Annotated in this window: 25 protein-coding genes; all 25 read left to right on the forward strand. The window is 60.7% G+C overall.

Annotated features, from left to right (window positions below; translation table 11 throughout):
- The 25 genes from B2790_RS08950 (at position 1) to B2790_RS09070 (ending at position 20,863) form a co-directional block, all read left to right on the forward strand.
- A complete protein-coding gene (locus B2790_RS08950) occupies positions 1 to 1,680 on the forward strand; it encodes a terminase large subunit (RefSeq protein WP_286918653.1) in 1,680 nt (559 codons plus the stop codon).
- 2 nt (positions 1,681 to 1,682) lie between these two features.
- Positions 1,683 to 2,897, forward strand: coding sequence for a phage portal protein (locus B2790_RS08955; RefSeq protein WP_137188604.1), 1,215 nt, complete (start codon positions 1,683 to 1,685; stop codon positions 2,895 to 2,897).
- On the forward strand, positions 2,884 to 3,525 hold the full coding sequence (locus B2790_RS08960) for an HK97 family phage prohead protease (RefSeq protein WP_102084464.1): 642 nt from the start codon (positions 2,884 to 2,886) through the stop codon (positions 3,523 to 3,525). Before B2790_RS08955 ends, B2790_RS08960 begins: the two co-directional genes overlap by 14 nt.
- A complete protein-coding gene (locus tag B2790_RS08965; RefSeq protein WP_102084465.1) occupies positions 3,522 to 4,718 on the forward strand; it encodes a phage major capsid protein in 1,197 nt (398 codons plus the stop codon). The genes B2790_RS08960 and B2790_RS08965 overlap by 4 nt, the downstream gene beginning before the upstream one ends.
- A 49-nt stretch (positions 4,719 to 4,767) precedes the next feature.
- Positions 4,768 to 4,986: a DUF7302 family protein gene (locus tag B2790_RS08970; RefSeq protein WP_236183396.1), complete on the forward strand. Its 219-nt coding sequence runs from the start codon at positions 4,768 to 4,770 to the stop codon at positions 4,984 to 4,986.
- A complete protein-coding gene (locus B2790_RS08975) occupies positions 4,986 to 5,285 on the forward strand; it encodes a head-tail connector protein (protein ID WP_236183397.1) in 300 nt (99 codons plus the stop codon). The genes B2790_RS08970 and B2790_RS08975 overlap by 1 nt, the downstream gene beginning before the upstream one ends.
- Positions 5,285 to 5,611 carry a phage head closure protein gene (locus tag B2790_RS08980; RefSeq protein WP_137188607.1) on the forward strand — a complete coding sequence of 109 codons (327 nt, stop codon included), beginning with the start codon at positions 5,285 to 5,287 and terminating at the stop codon, positions 5,609 to 5,611. Before B2790_RS08975 ends, B2790_RS08980 begins: the two co-directional genes overlap by 1 nt.
- An 8-nt stretch (positions 5,612 to 5,619) precedes the next feature.
- A complete protein-coding gene (locus B2790_RS08985; RefSeq protein WP_173585850.1) occupies positions 5,620 to 5,790 on the forward strand; it encodes a hypothetical protein in 171 nt (56 codons plus the stop codon).
- Positions 5,791 to 5,793: 3 nt separating this feature from the next.
- Entirely contained in the window at positions 5,794 to 6,369 is a 576-nt protein-coding gene (locus B2790_RS08990) for an HK97-gp10 family putative phage morphogenesis protein (protein ID WP_102084469.1), read from the forward strand.
- Positions 6,362 to 6,748 carry a DUF3168 domain-containing protein gene (locus tag B2790_RS08995; protein WP_085600399.1) on the forward strand — a complete coding sequence of 129 codons (387 nt, stop codon included), beginning with the start codon at positions 6,362 to 6,364 and terminating at the stop codon, positions 6,746 to 6,748. The genes B2790_RS08990 and B2790_RS08995 overlap by 8 nt, the downstream gene beginning before the upstream one ends.
- Before the next feature lie 55 nt (positions 6,749 to 6,803).
- On the forward strand, positions 6,804 to 7,304 hold the full coding sequence (locus B2790_RS09000) for a hypothetical protein (RefSeq protein WP_286918654.1): 501 nt from the start codon (positions 6,804 to 6,806) through the stop codon (positions 7,302 to 7,304).
- 40 nt (positions 7,305 to 7,344) lie between these two features.
- Positions 7,345 to 7,674 carry a hypothetical protein gene (locus tag B2790_RS09005; protein WP_016715881.1) on the forward strand — a complete coding sequence of 110 codons (330 nt, stop codon included), beginning with the start codon at positions 7,345 to 7,347 and terminating at the stop codon, positions 7,672 to 7,674.
- A gap of 284 nt (positions 7,675 to 7,958) precedes the next feature.
- Positions 7,959 to 8,465: a hypothetical protein gene (locus tag B2790_RS09010; protein WP_286918655.1), complete on the forward strand. Its 507-nt coding sequence runs from the start codon at positions 7,959 to 7,961 to the stop codon at positions 8,463 to 8,465.
- A gap of 56 nt (positions 8,466 to 8,521) precedes the next feature.
- Positions 8,522 to 11,707 carry a phage tail tape measure protein gene (locus B2790_RS09015; protein ID WP_102084473.1) on the forward strand — a complete coding sequence of 1,062 codons (3,186 nt, stop codon included), beginning with the start codon at positions 8,522 to 8,524 and terminating at the stop codon, positions 11,705 to 11,707.
- Positions 11,708 to 11,752: 45 nt separating this feature from the next.
- On the forward strand, positions 11,753 to 12,337 hold the full coding sequence (locus B2790_RS09020; protein WP_103462142.1) for a hypothetical protein: 585 nt from the start codon (positions 11,753 to 11,755) through the stop codon (positions 12,335 to 12,337).
- Positions 12,337 to 12,942 carry a hypothetical protein gene (locus B2790_RS09025; RefSeq protein ID WP_286918656.1) on the forward strand — a complete coding sequence of 202 codons (606 nt, stop codon included), beginning with the start codon at positions 12,337 to 12,339 and terminating at the stop codon, positions 12,940 to 12,942. Before B2790_RS09020 ends, B2790_RS09025 begins: the two co-directional genes overlap by 1 nt.
- A 2-nt stretch (positions 12,943 to 12,944) precedes the next feature.
- Positions 12,945 to 13,343, forward strand: coding sequence for a DUF6950 family protein (locus tag B2790_RS09030; RefSeq protein ID WP_286918657.1), 399 nt, complete (start codon positions 12,945 to 12,947; stop codon positions 13,341 to 13,343).
- Positions 13,340 to 16,993 carry a phage tail tip fiber protein gene (locus tag B2790_RS09035; RefSeq protein WP_286918658.1) on the forward strand — a complete coding sequence of 1,218 codons (3,654 nt, stop codon included), beginning with the start codon at positions 13,340 to 13,342 and terminating at the stop codon, positions 16,991 to 16,993. The genes B2790_RS09030 and B2790_RS09035 overlap by 4 nt, the downstream gene beginning before the upstream one ends.
- A complete protein-coding gene (locus B2790_RS09040) occupies positions 16,993 to 18,012 on the forward strand; it encodes a hypothetical protein (RefSeq protein ID WP_286918659.1) in 1,020 nt (339 codons plus the stop codon). Before B2790_RS09035 ends, B2790_RS09040 begins: the two co-directional genes overlap by 1 nt.
- Positions 17,969 to 18,826, forward strand: coding sequence for a hypothetical protein (locus tag B2790_RS09045; protein WP_286918660.1), 858 nt, complete (start codon positions 17,969 to 17,971; stop codon positions 18,824 to 18,826). The genes B2790_RS09040 and B2790_RS09045 overlap by 44 nt, the downstream gene beginning before the upstream one ends.
- Positions 18,826 to 19,419, forward strand: a complete 594-nt coding sequence (locus tag B2790_RS09050; RefSeq protein WP_286918661.1) for a tail fiber assembly protein — start codon at positions 18,826 to 18,828, stop codon at positions 19,417 to 19,419. The genes B2790_RS09045 and B2790_RS09050 overlap by 1 nt, the downstream gene beginning before the upstream one ends.
- 57 nt (positions 19,420 to 19,476) lie before the next feature.
- Positions 19,477 to 19,908, forward strand: a complete 432-nt coding sequence (locus B2790_RS09055; protein WP_286918662.1) for a lysozyme — start codon at positions 19,477 to 19,479, stop codon at positions 19,906 to 19,908.
- 53 nt (positions 19,909 to 19,961) lie between these two features.
- On the forward strand, positions 19,962 to 20,267 hold the full coding sequence (locus B2790_RS09060) for a hypothetical protein (RefSeq protein ID WP_414708574.1): 306 nt from the start codon (positions 19,962 to 19,964) through the stop codon (positions 20,265 to 20,267).
- Complete coding sequence (locus B2790_RS09065; protein WP_414708575.1) at positions 20,264 to 20,605, forward strand: hypothetical protein; 342 nt, start codon at positions 20,264 to 20,266, stop codon at positions 20,603 to 20,605. The genes B2790_RS09060 and B2790_RS09065 overlap by 4 nt, the downstream gene beginning before the upstream one ends.
- A 33-nt stretch (positions 20,606 to 20,638) precedes the next feature.
- Positions 20,639 to 20,863, forward strand: a complete 225-nt coding sequence (locus tag B2790_RS09070) for a hypothetical protein (protein ID WP_286918664.1) — start codon at positions 20,639 to 20,641, stop codon at positions 20,861 to 20,863.
- The last annotated feature ends 4 nt before the right edge of the window (positions 20,864 to 20,867 follow it).

Here is a 20,867-nt window from a genome sequence, read left to right on the forward strand (position 1 = left end):
ATGCAATGGACTACTGCCTGCCCGGACTGGTGGCGGTTATTGGCTGCAGGGGAGTCAATCATCCCGGAGCCACTGTTCCCGGATGAAGCGAAAGCCAGCCTTGAGGTGTTCAAGGGGCTGAAGATTGTCGACGCGCCTGGTAGCCCCACGATTGAAGCGTCATGTGCGCCCTGGGTGTTGGCCTTCGCCGGCGCGGTGTTCGGGAGCTACAACAGCGAAACCGGCGAGCGTCTGATCCGGGAAGTGATGTTGTGCATCCCGAAAAAGAACAGTAAATCGACGATCGCTGCCGGCATCATGCTGACCGCGCTGATTCGGAACTGGCGGCTCTCTGCAGAGTTCATCATCTTGGCTCCGACCAAGGAAATCGCCGACAACTCGTTCATCCCGGCCAAGGACATGGTCAACAACGATGAAGAGCTGAAAGCCCTGCTGCATGTGCAGCCGCATCTGCGGTTGATCACCCATCGCGAGACGGGAGCCACGTTGAAGGTGGTGGCGGCGGACAGCGATGTGGTGGGCGGCAAGAAAGCCGTCGGCGTGCTGATCGATGAAGCCTGGCTGTTCGGCAAGAATCCCAAGGCTGCGGACATGATCCGCGAAGCCACGGGCGGTCTGCTGTCTCGTCCGGAAGGCTTCATCATCTGGCTGACGACTCAATCGAACGAACCGCCGGCTGGGGTGTTCAGGTCGAAACTGAACTATGCCCGCGGCGTACGAGATGGTCGCATCGACGACAACCGCTTCCTCCCGATCATCTACGAGTTCTCACAGGAGATGATCAAGAGCGGTGAGGCCCGGAAGCCTGAAAACTTCCACCTGGTCAACCCGAACATCAACTACTCCGTTGACCGGCCCACGCTGGAGCGCCTGCATATGCAGGCCGAGATCGATGGCGAGGCGGAGATGCGCGGCTTCCTGGCCAAGCACCTCAACATCGAGATCGGCCTTGCTCTGATGTCCGACAGCTGGGTCGGTGCCGCTTTCTGGGAGCCCCAGGCCAAGGAAGGCATGACGCTGGACGACTTGCTCGAGCAGTGCGAGGTCATCGACGTTGGCGTCGATGGCGGTGGCCTTGATGACTTGCTCGGCCTGGCGGTGATTGGCCGGGTACGAGAATCCCGCACCTGGTTGCACTGGGCGCACGCTTGGGCCCACCCCTCGGTGCTTGAACGCCGCAAGTCAGAAGCTCCCAGGCTCAGAGACTTGGAAGCGACCGGTGACCTGACCATCGTCGACAAGATTGGCGACGACGTTGATCAGCTGGCGGCCATCGTTTCGCGGATCAACCAGGCGGGATTGCTCGACAAGGTCGGACTTGACCCCGCCGGCATCGGTGCCGTGCTTGATGCGCTGGCTGATGTCGAGATTGATGAAGAGCAGGTGGTCGGCATCTCGCAGGGTTGGAAGCTCACCGGCGCGATCAAGACGACCGAGCGCCGGCTCGCAGAGGGCTCGTTCATCCACTGTGGACAGCCGCTCATGGCCTGGTCGTGCGGCAACGCCAAAGGTGTGCCCTCGGCCAACGCCTTCCTGATCACCAAGCAAGCATCGGGAACCGCAAAAATTGACCCGCTCATGGCGACCTTCAACGCCGTGTCGCTGATGGCCCTCAATCCCGAGGCCCGCGGCGGTCTCGACGACTACCTCAACCACGGCTTTTTCGGATTAGTAGGCTGACCATGGCATTCAAATGGTACAACCCCTCGACCTGGGGTTTCTTCGGCTACACCGACCCGACCACGGGCGACTATGTCGAGGTTGACCTTGAGGTCGGCGGCAAGCGCACCAAGGCGGGGGTGCGCGTCACCGCCAAGACTGCACTTTCCGTCAGCATGATTTGGTCCTGCGTCAAGATCCTCTCCGAGTCGCTGAGCGGCCTGCCGTTCAAACTATATGAAGACACCGGCGGCAAGCGCGCAATGGTCGGGAGCACTGACCGATACGCGAAGCTGCTGCGCAAGCCCAACCCCTACATGACGATGCTGAACTTTCTCAAGTTCGTGGTCGTGAACATGGCGCTGCGCGGCAATGCCTTCGCCCTGATCGAGCGCAACCGAAACGGCGACGTTGTTGGCCTGGTTCCTCTGGATGGCAAGACGGTCACCATCGACACGGACGAGGACCTGCTCTATCTGGTCACCCCCAGCGAGGGGAAGCCGTTCCCCGTATCACCGGAGAACATGCTGCACTTCAAGCTGTTCAGTCTGGACGGCATCGTCGGTCTTTCGCCTATTGAGCACCAGGCCGAAACCATGGGGCTGGCCAAGGCCGGCCAGCAGTGGTCAGCGCGCTTCATGCGCAAGGGCGGCTTCACCGGCGGCTATGTCATCTACGAACAGTTCCTCACCAAGGCCCAGCAGGCCCAGGTGATGGAGAAATTCCCCGATGTGCGCAAGGCCGACGCCGACGATATAGGCAAGATGGCCATTCTGCAGGGCAACCCCAAGATCGTGCCGGCGGGCATCACCCAGAAGGATGCTCAGTTCATCGAGTCGCAGCAGTTTCAGGAAGAAGCCCTGGCGGGCATATACGGCGTACCGCTGTGGCTGGCCAACCGAGCGGGCAAGACCTCCATCATGGGCTCCAACCTCGAGCAGCAGCTCACGGGCTACATCACCTTCGGCCTCAAGCCCTTCATCGATGCGGTGGAGGACGAGTTCAACGACAAGATTTTCACGGCCTATTCGCGGTTCGCAGAGTTCGCCGTCGAGGGTCTGCTGCGGGCCGATAGTGCTGGAAGGGCCACGTACTACGGCAGCGCACTGGGCGGCTCCGGCGGTTCTGGCTGGATGAGCATTAACGAAGTCCGCGCCAAGGAAAACCTGCCTCCCCTGGAAGGCGACGAATACAACCGGGTCACCCGGTGGGAGATGCAAACCAATGGCGAACCTTGAAGTCCCGTTCGAACTCAAGGCCGTAGACGAAGCCGGCAACTTCGAAGGCTACGCCGCGGTGTTCAACAACGTCGACCTGGGCGACGACGTAATCATGCCCGGCGCCTTTACCCGGGTGAAGGCGACCCGCAACGGCAAATTGAAGCTGGCCCTGTACCACGACCTGACCCGTCTGGTGGGGGCCGCCGACTACACCCAAGACGACCACGGCCTGCTGCTGAAGGGCCAGGTCAACCTCAATGTCAGCTACGCCCGCGACGCCTACGAGCTCATGAAGGCCGACATCCTCGACAGCATGTCGATCGGCTTCAACACCATCAAGGCAGATTTCGAGGACCGCGCCGGCCGGCGCGTGCGCCTCATCAAGGAGGCCGAACTCTGGGAGGCGTCCTTCGTACCGTTCGGCATGAACCCGGAGGCCCAGGTTCTCAGCGTCAAGTCGGACATCAGGCTTTTCGAGAAGGCCCTGCGCGAACGCATGGGCCTCTCGCAGAAGGAAGCGGCGGCAGTCGCTTCGCTCGGCTACACCGCGCTACGCCGTGATGGCGGGAGCGAGGCCACGGCGATCGTGGATGAGCTGAAAGATATTTCCACCCTGTTCACCCACCATTTTGGAGTAGCACCATGAGCGAAGTAAAAGAACTGAAGGACTCCCTGGAGCTCCAGCTGAAGAAAGGTTTCGACGGCCTACAGACCAAGTACGATCAAGCCATGAGCGAGATCGAGAAGGGCAACCAGGTCGCCGGTGATCTCAAGAAGCAGATCGAAGACCAGAAGGGCGAGCTGCAGAAGGTCATCGACCAGGTGGTCGATCTGGAGCAGAAAGGCGTCAAGTTGCGTGGCCAGCCAGGCGAGGGCAAGAGCTTTATCGACCTCATCCAGGGCGATGAAGGCTACAAGTCGCTGAAGAAAGGCGGGGCTCTGGCTGAACTCGATGTGACCAAGTCCGACATGGCCAGCATGAAGGAAATGAAGGTCACCAGCGCCGGCATCGTCGTTCCGCAGTATGACCCGGTAATTCAACCCGGCATCCGTCAGGAGCTGCGCATCCGCGATCTGCTGACCGCCGTGCCCGTCGCGGGGCAGAACTACACCTACTTCCGCGAGAACCTGCACACCCGCGGCGCCGCGCCGGTCGCCGAGGGCGGGCTGAAACCAACCAGCAACGTGACCTTCACCACCGAGACCGATCGCGTGAAGAAGATCGCGGTCTGGATGCCGGTCACCGATGAAGCGCTGGACGACGTCCCGCAGCTGTTCGCCTATCTCCAGCAGTTGCTGCGCTACGACCTCAAGCTCGAGGAGGAGGCTCAGATCCTTAAGGGCGACGGTACCGGCGAGAACCTCAATGGCCTGATGACCCAGGCCACCAACTACAACACTGCCCTCAGCAAGGCCAGTGACACCGCCATCGACCTGGTCCGCCGATCCATCTATCAGGTGCGCAAGCAATCCCAGATGTCGGCTGATGGCGTGGTGATGACCGAACTGGACTGGATGAATATCGAGCTGCAGAAGGACGGCGAGAACCGTTACCTGTTCGCCAACCTGCAAGGTCTGGTCACTCCAATCCTCTGGGGTCGCCCCGTGATCACCTCGGACAGCATGGACGAGGGCGACGGCACCAACGGTGGCGAGTTCCTGACCGCCAACTTCGCTCGTTCCACCACGCTGTTCGACCGCATGTCGTTCCTGTTCAAGATGGGCTTGATCAACGATCAGTTCATCAAGAACGAACGTGCTCTGCTGGTCGAGGAGCGCCTGGGCCTTGGCGTGCGCCGTAAGGAAGCCTTGGTGAAAGGGCGCTTCCCGACCGCCTAACCCCACCGAAGGCCGGCATATCGCCGGCCTCTTCATTTATGGATGCAGCATGAAAATCAAGATTCTGTGGGGCTTCGTCGGCAACGGGGCGCTGTTGGGCGGAACTTCGAACAAGGTCAAGGCCGGTGAAACCTTCGATGAGGCTGATGACGAATACGCTCACGCCTTGATCGGCAAGGGGTTAGCCGAAGAAGTCGATGGCGACGGTAAGGCGAAGGCGGTGAAACCCAAGGAAACCAAGCCTACCGCGCCGAAAGAGAGCAAGTGATGATCGACCTGGCCACCGTGAAGATGCACCTGCGGCTCGACGGCGATGAGGAAGACGCCTTGATCAGCGGCTACATCGCAGCGGCCAAGGCCCATGTCGAGCAGCACTGCGACCGCAAGCTAGTAGAGACTGACCCAGTTGAGCCCGAGGAGATGGGATTGACCGGCGATGTCGAGCAGGCGGTCCTACTGCTGGTCGGCCACTGGTACGCCAACCGCGAGGCTGTTGCCGTTGGCACCATCGCCACTGAGATGCCGCTCGCCGTTGAAAGGCTGCTCTGGTACAGGAAGCGCTTCTGATGAAAGCCGGACCAATGCGGCATCGCTGCCGGATCTTCGAACCCCGTCGCGAGCAGAACCGCTCCGGCGGGGCCACTGAGACCTGGCTGGAGGTCGGCGAAGTCTGGGCAGAGGTCACCACGCCCACTGGCAGGGTTTCACCTGTGGCCGAGCAACTTCAGGCGGTGATCAGTGCCGAGATCCGTATACGACCACGCTCGGACATTGTCGCCGGCTGGCGGCTGACCGAAAAGCGCACGGGCATGACCTACCAGGTCGAGGCGCCGCTGCTCAATAACGAACGGGATATGCTGAGGCTGCTGTGCTCCAGCGTCCCAAACCCATGAGGTGAACCGTGAAAATTCAAGCACTGGGACCGCTGACTGGCGCTTCTGGCGAGCGTGAAAAGGGCGAAGTCTTCGATGTAGAGGATGAGTACGGCAAGGGCCTGATCACGCGCGGTTATGCCGTCGAAATCATCGAGAAGGCCGAGAAGCCAGCGAAGGCCGCCCAGGCGAAGGAGTAGGTCATGGCGCGCCGGTCCAGTATCCGCGGCGATATCCGGCTGCGCCGGACGCTGCGCAACATACACAAGACGATGGACAACGAACTGCAGCCGGCCATGGCCAAAGCGGCTGCCCGCGTGCTGGCCACGCAGCAGCAGCTGATCCCGAAGGACACTGGCGCTGCGTCGGCGGCCCTGCGGGTCTACGTCGCCCCAAGCGGGCTGGACGCCCAGGTCGGCATCAGAGGCAAGCGGGACAACCGCCGATTCTTCTACCTGCGGTTCCTCGAGTATGGCACCAAGGGCTATTCCGGCAGCATGTACCAGCGGGCCGACCGCAACGCGGTTGGCGGTGTGCACACCAACAACCGCGACAAGTCGAAGCTGAAAGGCCGCCGCAATGCGTTCCGTCAGCGCGACACCAAGAACAAGTCGGATGGGCAGCACTTCTTCGGTAAGTACCCGGACATACCCGCCAGGCCGGCTCACCCGTGGCTGCGGCCGTCGTTGGACGTCAACCGCGAATACGTGATGGCCGACCTTCAGGAAGCTGTCCGGCGCACGCTGCGCAAGGCGAGCCAGGGGGTAGGCAATGGCTGATCCGTCGCTGGCCTTGCAGGAGGCTATCTTCGCCAGGCTTCAGACCGAGGTCAGCTGCCCGATCTACGACGGAGCGCCGCTGAATGCGGCGATGCCGTACGTGTCGATTGACCGGGAGGTCTCGGTCAACAGCAGCCCGATCTCTGGCCGAAAGCGCGAAACGCGCCTGCTGTACCTGTCTGTCTGGTCCGATGCCGTGGGCCAGGCCGAGGTGAAGCGCATCAACGGTGAGGTCATCGCCGCCCTGGACGAGCGACGGCTGCCGCTGGAGGTGGGGCGTGCCGTTTCCGTCCGGGTCGAGCAGGCCGATGCCCAGCGCGACGCTGACGGCATCACTTACCAGGGTTCGATCACCGTCCGCGTGATCACCACCCACTGAATCATCCACCGGCCGCGCCGCGGCTTTTATCCAATGTGCCTTTGGAGGAACCCTCATGGCCGACGACAACCTCAACACAGCCGCCGGCTGCCGCTTCTTCATCGGCGGCAAGACCGGCGCGGACACCGAAACCGAGTACAAGGCCGACACCTACGTCGAAGTTGGCGAGATCGAGGACCTGGGCGAGTTCGGTGACACCTTCAGCAGCGTGAGCTTCACCTCGCTCAAGGATGGCCGGGTGCGCAAGTACAAGGGAACCGCCGATGCTGGCGACCTGACCCTGACCGTAGGTCTCGACAACGGCGACGCTGGTCAGAATGCCGTCAAGACTGCGCACAAGGATCGCAGCAAGGGCGACTACAACATCAAGATCACCCTCAACGACGGCGATCCAGATGCCTCGCCGGTGGTGAATCCAACCACGTTCTACTTCCGTGGCAAGGTGATGAACAACACTGTGGCGCCTGGAGCCGCTGACAACGTGGTCCGCCGAAATGTCACGATCGGCATCAACTCCGACATCCTCGAGTTGCTGCCGGCACCGGTCACCCCATAACCGAACCGGGGCTCCGGCCCCGTCCTCACTGGACTGAGCTATGAACAACACTCTGCACGGCACCATGACCGTGAAGTTGGGCGATGAAGAATTTACCCTGCGGCCCACTCTCAAGGCGGTGAGGGCGATCGAGAGCCGCTTCGGCGGTCTGCGCGGCGCATCTGGAGCCCTGCATGCAGTCGGCGTGGATGCGGTGGCCTTCATCATTGCCGCCGGCGCCGGCCTGGAAGGGAAGGCTGCCGAAGCGTTGCCCGAGAAGGTCTGGCAGGAAGGCGTGGCCGGGCTGACGCCTCTAGTCACCAAGTACCTTGGCGCTCTTTACAATCCGCGGGGCGTTGACCCGGGAAACGACCAGGCCGGGACGGCGTAAGCGCTGTCGAGGACGGTAGCTACGTCGACCGGCTGTACTCAATAGCAACTGGATGGCTGGGCTGGGCTCCGAGCGTGGCTTGGTCAACGCCGCTGCCAGAGCTGTTTATGGCCATGGATGCCAGGATCGAGTGGGCGCAGATGACTAACCCGTTCGGCAGCGGGAAGAAGCAGGGAGCGAAGGAGAAGCCAGCTGCATCGAATGTCGCTGACAAGCTGAGGATGGCACTGACAGGAAGACGAGGTTAGGTGCTATGGTGCCTCCTTCAATCAAGGAGGGTTATCGTGAAAGTTCTTCTGGTTATCTTTGGATCTCTGTGCGCGGTGCTTGCTGCTGTTGTTGGACTAGGACTGATGGTAGATAACAACGCTGCCGCCTCATCTCGGCTGATGAAACAATGCATAGGGCAAATCAAGGAAAGTGCTCCGGATACAAAGGATCTGGCCGTGCAGAAAATCCTTTCCGGGGCGATACCGGACCAAGATAAGAAGTCTGATCCAACTGCTCCTCACCACAGAAGTTACGTTGAAGGTTGGCTTGAGCCCGTCACGGTTATTGTTCAGTTCTCATATAGGGCAAGCGGCAGGTTGCATGAAGCAAATTGCTTTTATGAAGCGCAGAGAGTGACTGATGGCGGAAGTATTGATTACGTGCATGCAAAGTCATTTTATGTAGATCAGAGGCAAGTGGCTAGGGATTCTCTATATTTCCCTAGCTTAAAGTTTAGCTTAATAGATAAGTACAGATTCTATCTTCCAGTAGATGCAGATGATGTGCATCACGGCATCTAGAGACTTGCAATGACAAAGCCCGCTTCGGCGGGTTTTTTTATGATACGGGGAAAATCATGGCCGACACCGACATTCAGGGCATGCTTGTACGGATTGAGGCAACTACCGCTCAGCTGAGACAAGAGATGGCGAGAGCTGACTCAGCAGTCTCCAAGACTGGTGGCAGCATTGATAAAAGCCTCAAGCAGGTCGACGATGCCTTTGACCGAGTTGAATCGCACTCCGTCGCGCTGCGCGAAGCGGTAGGGAGTGCTTTCACGGGCATTGGGCTTGCAGCAGCTGGTGCGGTTGCTGGCTTGGTTGCGCTGACCACTTCGACCCTCAGCTACGCCCAAGAAGTTCAAACTCTGGCTCTTCTGTCTAACACATCTGTAGAAGATTTCCAGCGGTTGGCGGTAGGCGCAAAGTCTGTAGGTGTAGAGCAGGATAAGCTTGCCGACATTTTCAAAGACACCACCGACAGGGTTGGGGAGTTCATCTCCCGCGGCGGCGGTGAGCTACAGGACTTCTTCAAGGAGATCGCCCCTCAGGTAGGAGTAACAGCTGAAAGCTTCAAGGGCTTATCCGGTCCGGAAGCATTACAGCTCTACTACACCTCGCTCGAGAAGGCCGGTGCCAGCCAGCAGCAGATAACCAGCTATATGGAGCAGATGGCTGATGAAGCCACTGCCCTTGTTCCGCTGCTCAAAAACGCGGGGCAGGGGTTCAAGGAGGCGGGTGAGCGAGCCGATGAATCCGGAGCAATCATCTCGGCGTTCGATATTGGCCAGATGGTCAAGCTGAACAAGTCAGTTCAAGACCTCGAAAACTCATGGGATGGCGCGACCCGCCAGTTGGTCGTAGGGCTGCTTCCTGGTATCGAGAGCGTAACCAGGAAGCTCCAAGGGATGACCGACAATGGCGCCTCAGAAGCCCTGGGCACCGCTATCGCGTTCCTGGCGGATAACGTGAATATTCTGCTGGGTGCGATCGGCACCAAGCTGACAGCCAGCTTCATCGGGTACGTCGCAGCTCTCGGCAAGGGGCTCGTTTCCACCGTCGAAAGCACCCGAGCCACCAACGCTCAGGCGCAAGCGGCGTTGATGGCAGCGAAGGCCGATCAGATCGCTGCGACTTCGGCAGTATTTCGAGCTCAGAAGGAGGCCGATGCCGCTCGGGGAACTGCCGTTCAGACTGCAATGTCGCTTGAGCTAGCCCAAGCCAGGATGGCTGAAACAGCCGCAACCGCTCGACTTGGAGTAGCCCAGGCCGCAGTGAAAGCCTCCTCAGGGGTACTCATGACCGTCCTCGGCGGGCCAGCAGGTCTGGCGGCCTTGGCTGTCGGGGCGGGCATTGCCTTCCTGACCATGGGAAGTAATGCTCAGTCGGCCAGGGAGGATTTGGAGGGGCTGAAGAGGCCGATAGAAGAGCTTCGCAAGGCATTCAAGGAGTTGGATAAAGACCAGCGCGGCGCCATGTTGGTGGGCGCGATGCGGCAGCAGGAGCAGGCCGCTGCTGATGCAGAGCAATCCTACAAAGATTTTCTCTCCACCGTGAGACAGGGCGTCGGCTCTACGGTTGCAGCTCGAATCTCTGGAGAGGCAGATGAAGCCCGCAATGCCGGCAAGGGTCTGTCCGACTGGTTGGACGATCTCAGTACGCGCTTTAACATCCCGCAAGAAGCGTTGCGCAATATGCGCGAGGCTGCCGGTAGTTACTCCAAGACTAGCGAGACCGCGAAGAAAGCTGCTGACGTCGTGGCTCTTTATACCAAGGAGCAGAACAGCAAAACCGTCTCGACCAACGCTGCCTCCGATGCTGACGCGAAAGCCACCTCTGCCGGACAGACGTATCTCGATACACTGGACAAGCAGCTTGCCACGCTCAAGGACAAGACGGCGGCCGAGGCTGCTGAGCGCTTCATCACGGACAACAAGATCAAGTCCGAGAGTGACCTGGCGAAGCAGATCCGTGATCGCGCAAAAGCCGTCGACGCCCAGAAGGAGGCCGACAAATCGGCCAAGGCCGAAACGAAGGATGCCACCTCGGCGCAGTCAAAACTGACCCAGCAGTTGAAAGAGGCGGAAACCGCCTACCAGCAGCTGAAGAAGGTCTACGACCCGGTTGGTGCGGCCGCTGATGAATTCAAGAAGCAGACCCAAGGCTTGGACCTGCTACTGACCCAGAAAAAGATCACCACCGAAGAGTATGGTCGTGCGATTGCTGCGTTGGCTGCCCAGTTCAACCAGGCCGTCCAGGCATCCACTGGCTTGTCCCAGGCGATGAAGTACCAGGCCGATCTAGAACGTCAACTGGCGATTGCGCAGGAGCAGGGTGATGCCGCCGCCGCGTCGGTTGGGATGGGCGACAAACGGGCAAGTCGTACCCAGTCTCGACTTGCGCTCGAGCAGGAGAACAACAACAAGATCCTGGCGCTGCGCGACGAGCTGGCCACAGCTTCGAACGAGAAGCAGCGGCAGGAACTGGAGAAGCAGATCGCCCTGCGCCAGGAGTATGGCGCAAAGCTGGTGCAGGTTCAGGAAGACACCTTCACCAAAATCGATGCGGCTCAGGCCGACTGGAGCAATGGAGCATCGGCTGCCTTCGAGAACTATCTCGACAGCGCTGCCGATGTCGCTGGCCAGACTCAGGAACTATTCACCAATGCGTTCAGCAACCTTGAGGATGGCATTGTCCAGTTCATCAAGACTGGCAAAGCGTCGTTCAAGGACTTCGCGGACGCGATCATCGAGGACCTGATTCGCATCCAGGTGCGCCAGGCGGCCGCGGGTTTTCTAAGCTCGGCGTTCGGCTTCTTGGGCGGCGGTGGGGCGGCGCTGGGGAAGGGCACCATGACCGGATTCAGCGAAGGTTCGTTCGTCGCGAATGCAAAGGGCGGGGTCTACGACTCGCCCAGCCTGTCTGCCTTCTCCGGCGGGGTGTACGACAGCCCTCAGATGTTCGCCTTTGCCAAGGGGGCGGGCATCTTCGCTGAGGCCGGGCCTGAAGCAATTTTGCCGCTTCACCGGGGGCCGGATGGCTCCCTTGGCGTCATGGCTGCTGGTGCTGGCGGAGGTGGCGGAGAATCCTCGATTACCTTTGGCGGCATCACCCAGCACATCCAGGTGTCAGGGCAGGCCAACGCTGCCACCCTGGCCGATGTTCGGCGTGCCGCCGAGCAGGGGGCGCGGGATGGCTACGAGCTCATGTTGCGAGACTTCAAAACCAACGGCGCCGGGCGGCAGATGCTGCAGCGGCGGTAACTATGCTCGGCCCGCTTCGGCGGGCTTTCTTTTTGGAGTGACCCAATGGCGGAGGAATGGCCCGAGGACCTGGAGCCCACTGAGGTCACCTGGGGTGTCGTCTACAACAACCGGGGCTTCAGTTCTTCGCTGTCAAATTCGCAGCAGATCGTGGCTCAGCCTGGCTCCTACTGGAAATGCACCATGAATTTCGGCGTTCTGTATGAGGAGGACGAACGCGAACTGACCTCGCTGCTGGGCCGCCTGCACGGGATGTTCGGCACGGTAAACATCCCGTACCTCACCCGAGCGCGGGTGGACAACATCGGCACGCCGACGGTAGCAGTCGCCAATGCCCAGGCCAGCGTCATGCAGCTGCAAGGCATGCTGGCCAGCCGGCCGGTATTCAGCCGCGGCGATCTCATCACCATCAGCGGGGAGATGTTCGAGGTGGTGGAGCACGCATCCTCCGACGCCGCTGGCAAAGCCGTGATTGCGGTGAACAAGCGCATCCGAAAGCTGATCCCGGTCGGCAGTGTAGTGGAGTACAAGAATCCCTACTGCGAGATGCGCCGCATGGATGACACCAACGAATGGACCACCCAGCCGGTGGTTTCGAACTCGACTCTGCAATTTCGAGAGGCATTCTGATGGCCACCGGTGTTTTTCCGTTCAGCCAGACAGTCGTCGATATCATCGCCAAGGGCAATTTCATGGCGGTATACGCCTGCCAGCTGGACTTCCCCGACGGGATGGTCTTCGCGCATACCGGTACCGGCGACCTGGTAATCGGTGGCATTACCTATCAGGGCGTCGGCACCTTCGGCGCGGTCGGACAGTCGCAGGAGAGCAGCAACTCTGGCTCGCCCATGTCCGTGGAACTCACGCTCAACGGCCTGGACACACAGATCATCACTGAAACCTCGCTGAAGGGGTGCCGGGGGCGCAACGGCAAGCTGATGTTCGTCGTGTTCGACCAGGACGGCAGCTATGCCGCCGATATTCTGTTCAGCGGGCGCATGGATGCCGCCAAGTTCTCCTATGCGGGCAATGGCGAGGAGGGCAACAGCATCACGGTTCCCCTAATCGACCGCATGGCCGAGTGGAACCGGACCGGTACCGAGCGGTGGACCGATGAGAACCACCGGGCTCGCCGGCAGGACGACCGCTTCTTCTTCGCCATCGCCCAAATAGCCGACTGGCCCATCTACTGGGGCGCCTCCAAGGACGCACCGAAGTTCACCTACGAGACATAGCCATGCGAAAGCGCGATTGGACGACACAGCTTGCCAACACGATCAAGGCCGCCACCGAGCGGCCTTTTTCATGGGGCGAATTTGACTGCTGCCTGTTTGCTGCCGACTGCGCCCAGGCGGTGTGCGGTGTCGACCCTGCCGAAGCCTACCGGGGCCGCTACTCCTCCGAGGCCGGAGCCAAGCGTCTGCTGAAGAAGTTGCACGGCTCACTGGAGGCCGCCTGGGATGCCTGCTTTGTCCGCATCCAACCAGGCCTGCTGCAGCGGGGCGACATCGCCCTGTACGACGGGCCCAACGGGCGAGGCGTGGCGGTGTTCTGGGCGGATGAGTTCTGGTCGGTGTCCCCCGATGGGGTCGGGCGTATTGAGTGTGAACCGTTGATGGTGTGGAGAGTTGAATGAGTTCAGCAGTCAAGAAGGTGGCCCAGATCGCGGTCGGCGCGGCCATTGGCTTCATCCAGGGCGGGCCTTGGGGCGCGCTGGCGGGCGCAGCGATGGCGTTCTACGTTGCGTCGCAGCAGGACAAGCTCGATACCGGCTCGCTGCGCACCAGTGAACCGTCCAGCCAGACCCTGCGCTCGTCCAAGGCGGCTGCACGCTACGTGCTGGGCCGGGTGAGCACTGGTGGCGTTCTGGCCTGGGGGCAGGAGCAGGCCGGCGACCAGACAGACGGCGAATGGTTGCACATGGTCTACGTGCTGTCGGAGGGGGAAATCGATGGCTTGGAAGACATCTTCCTGGGGGAGGAGGTCATTCAGGCCTACGGCCAGTACGCCTCCTATGAACTGGTTACCAACCCGACTCAGGTGAACTCATACCTGAAAGCCAACAGCCGGGACTGGCGCGATACCCAGATCGGCCGGGGCCTGTCCTTCGTGCGGGTATCGTTCAAATACAGCGCCGAGAAGTATCCCTCTGGCATTCCGGATGTGCGCTTCGTGATTCGCGGGCGCCGAGACATCTACGACCCACGCACCCAAACCACCGGCTACAGCGAAAACACTGCCCTTCACATCCTCTGGTTCCTGCGCAACCGTTGCGGTGTGCCGGATGATGAGATTGTGTTCTCCAGCTTCGCCAACAGTGCCAGCGTGTGCGATGAAATGCTGGCCAACGCAGATGGCAGCACCTCGGCACGATACCGCTCAGGCTGTGTCATCGGCGCCGACGAGTCACGCACCCAGGTGATGCAGAAGCTGGAGACGGCGTGCGGAGGCAAGCTGATCCGTGTCGGCGGCCGCTGGATGCTGCAGGTCGGGGCCTACTACGGCCCGTATGACTTCGAGATCACTGAGGACATGGTGATCGGTACCGTCACCGGCAGCACTGAGCCGACCAACGACTCGGCGATCAACACCGTGCGCGGCACCTTCGTTGACCCGGCGCAAGCCTGGGCCGAGACGGACTATCCCGAGGTGGCGGTGAGCGAATGGGTGGTGGCTGACGGCGGTGAGGCAGCAGAAACTCTGTCGTTCTCCTACGTCAGCAACCCGTACCAGGCCCAGCGCTTGGCCAACATCGAACTGCGCCGCCGACGCGCCGGCGGAACCTTGTCGATCCCCATGAACTTCATGGGCTACAACTGCCGCCCTGGCCGCTCGGTGAAGGTCAACCTGCCATCCCTGAATATCGTGGGCGAATTCATCGTCACCGACTGGTCGATGAGCACCGACAGCGGCTGTAATGTCTCGGTCGCGCAGAATGAACCGGCGATCTTTGACGATGCCGTGGGGCAGCCATACAACCCGATCGGGTTCATCAGCCTGCCCACTGGCGGTCTGGGCAGCCCAACCGGGCTCACCTGGTCGACTGACGACAATGCTGAGGTGACCCAAGGGACGTTGTCGTGGGACGCCCCCTATGGCGTAGTTACTGGTTACGCTATTACGGTAAGGCAGGGCACGGCCGCTGTGCAGGCGCAGCAGGTGCCGGCGACAACGCGCAAACTGCCGCTTTCTGGTCTTCCATCTGGCACCTACACCATGAGTGTTGCTGCCACCGGCCCGTTAACTCGTTCCGGAGAGGCCAGCATCACCGTGAACATCGATGGGCCACCCGTTCCTGAAGCATGCCGGGTGCAGTCCACCATCGATACCATCACGCTATTCCCAAGCAACGTGCAGCACGGGCTAAACGGCGGTACCTACGAGTATTTTTACAGCATGGATCCGCTCGCGACTGCGGAACAGGCTGAGTACCTGGGACGGGGCATGAGCCTTACCCACACAGGGCTGGCTTTCTTCACGAACTACTTCTACTTCATCCGCTCTCGGAACGCATATGGGCTGAGTGGCTTCTTGAAGGTCCCAGCATCGACATCGACGGATGTCAGCACCTTTCTTGATGCCCTGGCAGGTCAGATCAGCGAGACGCAGCTGGGCCAGAACCTGTTGGAAGAAATCGAGAAGATTTCCGGCGAGGGCCCGGAGTCGGTGAATGGCCGTATCGAGGCGGCCAAGCAGGAGCTGGAGGGCCTGATCACTGACTTGACCGACCCGCTCGAGTACGTCGCCACCAACGCCTACGCCAAGGACGACGCCGTGCGCAGCGGACAGCGTCTGTACATGGCCATTGCGCCGGTACCGGCGGCAGCCAACGGCAGCAACGCCCCGCCGAACCCGACTTACTGGGTCGATATCGGCAGCATTGCCTCGACGGCAAATGGCCTGGCGCAGGCGGTGGCCAAGAACACCACCGACATCGCGACAGTCGACGGGAAGGTCACGGTAAGCGCGGCCATGCTCCAGGCCGTGCAGTCGGCCTACCGCGATGACAACGGGGAAGGGGCCCTCAACGATGCATTGCGGGGCTGGGACACCTTGGCCAAGGTCTCGGAAGAGACGCGCACGCGCGCAACGCAGAACGAAGCCATGGCCACCAGGCTGGTGGTGGTGGAGTCGCGCGTCGATGACAACATCGCAAGCGTCCGGTCCCTGGAGCGCACGGTGGCTACCAACGAGAGCGCGACGGCCAGCCGACTCACCGAGGTAAATACCAAAGTGGCCGGCAACACCGCGAGCATTTCGCAGCTGGAGACCACGGTCACCAACAACGAAAGCTCGACTGCCTCGCGCCTCCAATCGGTCAGTGCCCGGGTCGATGCCGCTAATCAGACACTCGATCAGGAGAAGCTTGACCGTGACAGCGCGGTGACAGGCGAGCGTCAGGCGCGGGAAGCGGCTGTAGAGAACGAGGCGACTGTTCGGGCTGATGCGGACGAGGCGTTGGGCCTATTGGTCGAAACCGTCAGCGCCCAGGTGGACGAGAACACCGGCAAGATCCAGACCGTGGAGCAGGCCCAGGCGGACACCAATCAGGCGGTTGCCTCGATGCGCACCAATATTGAGGCGGTGTACACGGCTGGGCGGGACGACAATGCCGAGGGTGAGCTTGCCGGCGCTCTGAAGGCCTGGGAAAGCACGGCCAAGATTGCCGAGGAAGCGAAGACCCGGGCCACCGCAATCGATGCCCAGGCGAAGAAAACCGAGACGTTGGAAGTGTCGTTCAACTCGGGGCTGGACAAAGCCAACGGCGAGATTGGAAAAACCAACACCGAAGTCCAAAAGACCAGCGCTGCGGTGCAGGTTACCAGTCAGGCCCTGGCGGCACTCGACGACAAGGCCAGCACCATGTGGTCGGTCAAGATGCAGGTCAACGCCCAAGGCCAGTATGTGGCCGCTGGCATCGGCCTTGGCATCGAAAACGGACCGGCCGGCCTACAGAGCCAGTTTCTGGTGTCGGCGGACCGCTTCGCTGTGGTCAATGGTATCAACGGTACCTTGGCGTCACCGTTCGTGGTGCAAAACGGCCAGGTGTTCATCAACACGGCGCTTATCAACACGGCGTTCATCCAGAACATCATTCTCGGCATGACCCTGCGTTCGCAGGCCGTGGATTCGCAGGGGCGCCCGCTCATCGAGCTGAACATGGTAAGCGGCGCAGTGACGATCCGCGGCCAGACCGCTGACGGATCGATCCTGCTCAACAACGGTGGGCTCTATGTGTACGACGCCAACGGGGTTGAGCGGACAGCGGTGGGGAGATTGACCTGATGGCGATATATGGAACCCGAACGAGAAATGCGTCCGGAGTTATCACGCTCGATACATCTGTCACGGCGCTAAGGTCGATTTATACCCTGCAGGTTACCGGCAATGGGGCTTGGGATCAGTATTTCTCAATTCCTCAGATAAAGGCTAATTCATTTGTTGTAGTGCAGTCGTCTACCCCAAATTCGGCTGGCGGCATAGAGGCTTGGTGGAGCACAGGTACGCTTCATTTGCGCCGAGCTTACAGCCTAAAGTGGATTGTCAAAGTGCTTTCCTTCGGTGACGCCCAAGATGCTACTGCTGATTACGGGATTAGGGCCAGGAATGACAGTAATTTAGTCCAGATCGACAATAGCAATAAGGCGATCAGAGTTGCGAGTAGTGGCTCTTTTGCAATAGGACGGAGGGGGGCTGGAGATTACATTACGAGTGGGGGAGGCACCTTTAGTCCTGCTATTACAACCACTGAAGAACCGATGGTCTTCCTGCGCTCCGATACGGGCATGATGGTTTGTAACTACAGGGTGCGCGGCTCACCTGGGGCGTGGACTGGATTCACAGTGGATGGCTGGTTCGGAGGGGCGTTCAATACTTTGTACTATACCGTCAAGTGGATGGTAGGAACTAGCGTAGCCACAAGCCCGCCGTCAGGTGATTATGGAATTCGGATAAAGAACGAACTGTCAGAAGCTACGTTTAATAGCAATGATAACTTGATACTGTTGAGCGGTGGCGCACCTTCTTCTGATCGATTCAAGGTTGCAGGTTCTGACATTGCTATCGGTTCAACGCTGTGGTCGAGTTTTCAAATGCCTTGGACTGGTAGTTTTGATGACTACTTCCTGGCTTCAAGTTTATTGCCGCAGTTCTACGACGGGTACACCATCTACGAGAACCCGGCAGGTTTTCACGTAGGAAACAGAAGTGTTCTCCAAGCGTATTCCGGAGCTAACGCCGGCACGAACGCGTCTGGTGTAAATGGACGGACGGTTTTTGCCGGTCGCCCTATGCGCGCACTTTGAATTAAAACGGGAATTCATTATGGCTTGGTACAGAATTGGCACCGTGGCGATCACGGCTGGCCAAACAACGGTGACCGGTGCCGGCACCAACTTCTCCGCGAACGCCCGGGTGGGCGATGCGCTGCTGGGCCCCGACGGCAACTGGTATGAGGTGACCAACATTGCCAGCGCTACGGTGCTGAGCATCTTGCCGGCATATAAAGGGGTAACGGTAGCCGGCGGCACCTATGCGATCGCACCGGTTCAGGGTTACACCAAGACCCTGGCCGACAAGTTCAACGATATCGCCAACACCTGGGGCTCGACGCTGGCCGGCCTGGGGGCTGTCTCCACCGAGAACGTTGTGCCGGTGGCCAAGGGTGGTACTGGCGGCAACACCGCTGCGTTGGGGCGCTCCGGTCTTGGCCTGAAAGCGGCCGCTGTAGCTGACATTGTGGGTACTGTCAGCCAGAGCGGCGGCACCCCTACTGGGACCATCTTCGAGCGCGGCAGCAATGCAAATGGCGAGTACACGAAGTATGCCGACGGCACCATGGAATGCTGGCTGAGTATCAGTGTTACTGACCAGGCAATCGATACCGTATACACCGGCGGCGTTTATCAAGGCACGCGGTTGTGGTCCTTCCCTGCATCGTTCATTGGAATTCCGGTTGTAACACCTGGCTCGTTCCGCTGGGGGTCCGCTGCCAACTGGACTGCCATTGCAGGCACTCCCAGCGGATCTACGGTCACACTGCGCGGGTTCGACATGGTGTCCAGGGCTGCGGGTACCGCCGTCCAGATTTCTGCTCATGCCATCGGGAGGTGGTTCTAATGATTATCAAGCTTTCCCCGGTTCGTTCTGACATCCACCTTTCGGTTGTGAAGGCCGGCGACTTGCTGGAGGTGAACGGCATAGCTCTGGACTTTTCGCGCCTGGCTGATGGGTCGACCTTGCCGGCCGAGGCCGTGGGCTGTGATTTCGTGATTGCCCCGGTCGAGCGCATCGACGGCGCCCTGGTGCTAACCCTGATGCTGCCTCATGACGCCGACGCGCCAGAGGGTGCACGCTTCCCGGTCGACCTGTATCCGGCTGACGGCCAAGTGCAGTTGCCCGGCCTGGACCTGGGCGAACGTCTGGCCGCGACTCCCGGCGTGATTGACTGGTCGCAGGTGGTCACTGCTGAAGCCAAGGCCCAAGCCGCTGCCGAGCAGCTGTTGGCCGCTGTGGTTGCCGAACAGGCGCAGCGCCGCGCCGTGGCCGATGCCGCGATTGCCCCGCTGCAGGATGCCGTCGAGCTGGACGAGGCCACCGAGGCAGAGGCCGCGCTACTCAAGGAATGGAAGCGCTACCGCGTTGCGCTCAGCCGCCTGCCTGAGCAGGAAGGCTACCCCAGCGAGATCGACTGGCCCGCGCCGCCGGCCTGATCCGCACCGAAACCACCGACCGCCACCTGGCGGTATTTTTTTGCCTGGAGAAAACCCATGCGTACATCGCAACGCGGCTTGAGCCTCATCAAGTCGTTCGAGGGCCTGCGCCTGCAGGCCTATCAGGACTCAGTCGGGGTCTGGACTATCGGCTACGGCACAACCCGTGGCGTGAAGGCTGGCATGTCGATCACCAAGGAGCAGGCCGAGCGCATGCTACTGAACGACGTGCAGCGTTTCGAGCCAGAAGTGCAGCGCCTGGTCACCTCCCAGCTGAACCAAAACCAATGGGACGCCCTGATGAGCTTCACCTACAACCTTGGCGCGGCCAATCTCGAATCATCCACGCTCCGCCGACTGCTCAACGCCGGCAACTACCCAGCCGCTGCCGAGCAGTTCCCGCGTTGGAACAAGGCTGGCGGGAAGGTGCTCGATGGCTTGGTCCGCCGGCGAGCCGCTGAGCGGGATCTTTTCTTAGGTGCGGCGTGAACGGCTGGGTGACGCGGCTTGCCGGCGCTGGGCTGTTGATCCTGATCGGAATTATGGCGGGCACCTGGGCGGCCACCGGGCACTTCCGGCCGCTGCTCGATGCGCAGCACGACAAGGCCGCTCAGTGCATCGCCGCGCGCGACAACCTGGCTGGCTTGGCGCAGGAGCAGGGTAAGGCACTGGGCGACCTGGCCCTGGCCGCTAACGCACGCCAGGCCGGCGCCGAGAAGGCAGTGGGTGAGGCCAAGGCCAGCGCGGATGTCGACTACGCCGCGGCGAACCGCCTGCAGCAGGAGCGGACCGGTGGTGACCAGTGCGCTGCCGCTACCTCGATCATCGACAAGGAGCTGGGGTTATGAGCCTGGGCCTGAACTCGCGCTCCTGTGGGAGCGGAACAGGGTGGTTTCGATCTGCAGGCCGCGTAATCCGTGGCCTTTCCTGTGGGAGCGGATTGGTGCTAACCCTGGGCCTAGCCGGGTGCGCCGGCAAGGTAGAGCCGCAGATCCAGTACGTCCGCGTTGAGGTGCCGGTGCAGGTGCCGTGCCGCGCGCCGGAGGTGGCTATACCGTCGTGGGCAGCTGCCGGCTTGCGAAAGACCGACAGCCTGGAAGTTAAGGTGCGTGCGCTGCTGGCTGAGCGAAGACAGCGGATTGGCTACGAGAAGCAGCTTGAGGCGGCGGCAGGGGCTTGTCGCTGACTATACTGCTCCGACTGAGCATCGGAGTGGGACATGGACAAGCGCACCTTCATTGGCCTGGTCGAGGCTGGCGAGCCGCTGATTCAGCAGGCTATCGATGCCATGCGTGATTATCACCAGGCTCAGGACCGTTGCGCGCCACCTGAGGAGGTCGAGCGCTTGCGCTTGCTGGCCGAGTCATTGTTCCAGGCCGTTTCCGATTATCAGCTTCGTGTGGTGGCCAAGGCACGCGGTAAGGATCTGCCGCCACTACACTGACCTT

It is taken from the genome of Pseudomonas sp. UBA6753 (assembly GCF_002453565.1).
GTDB classification, from domain to species: Bacteria; Pseudomonadota; Gammaproteobacteria; order Pseudomonadales; family Pseudomonadaceae; genus Aquipseudomonas; species Aquipseudomonas putida_Z.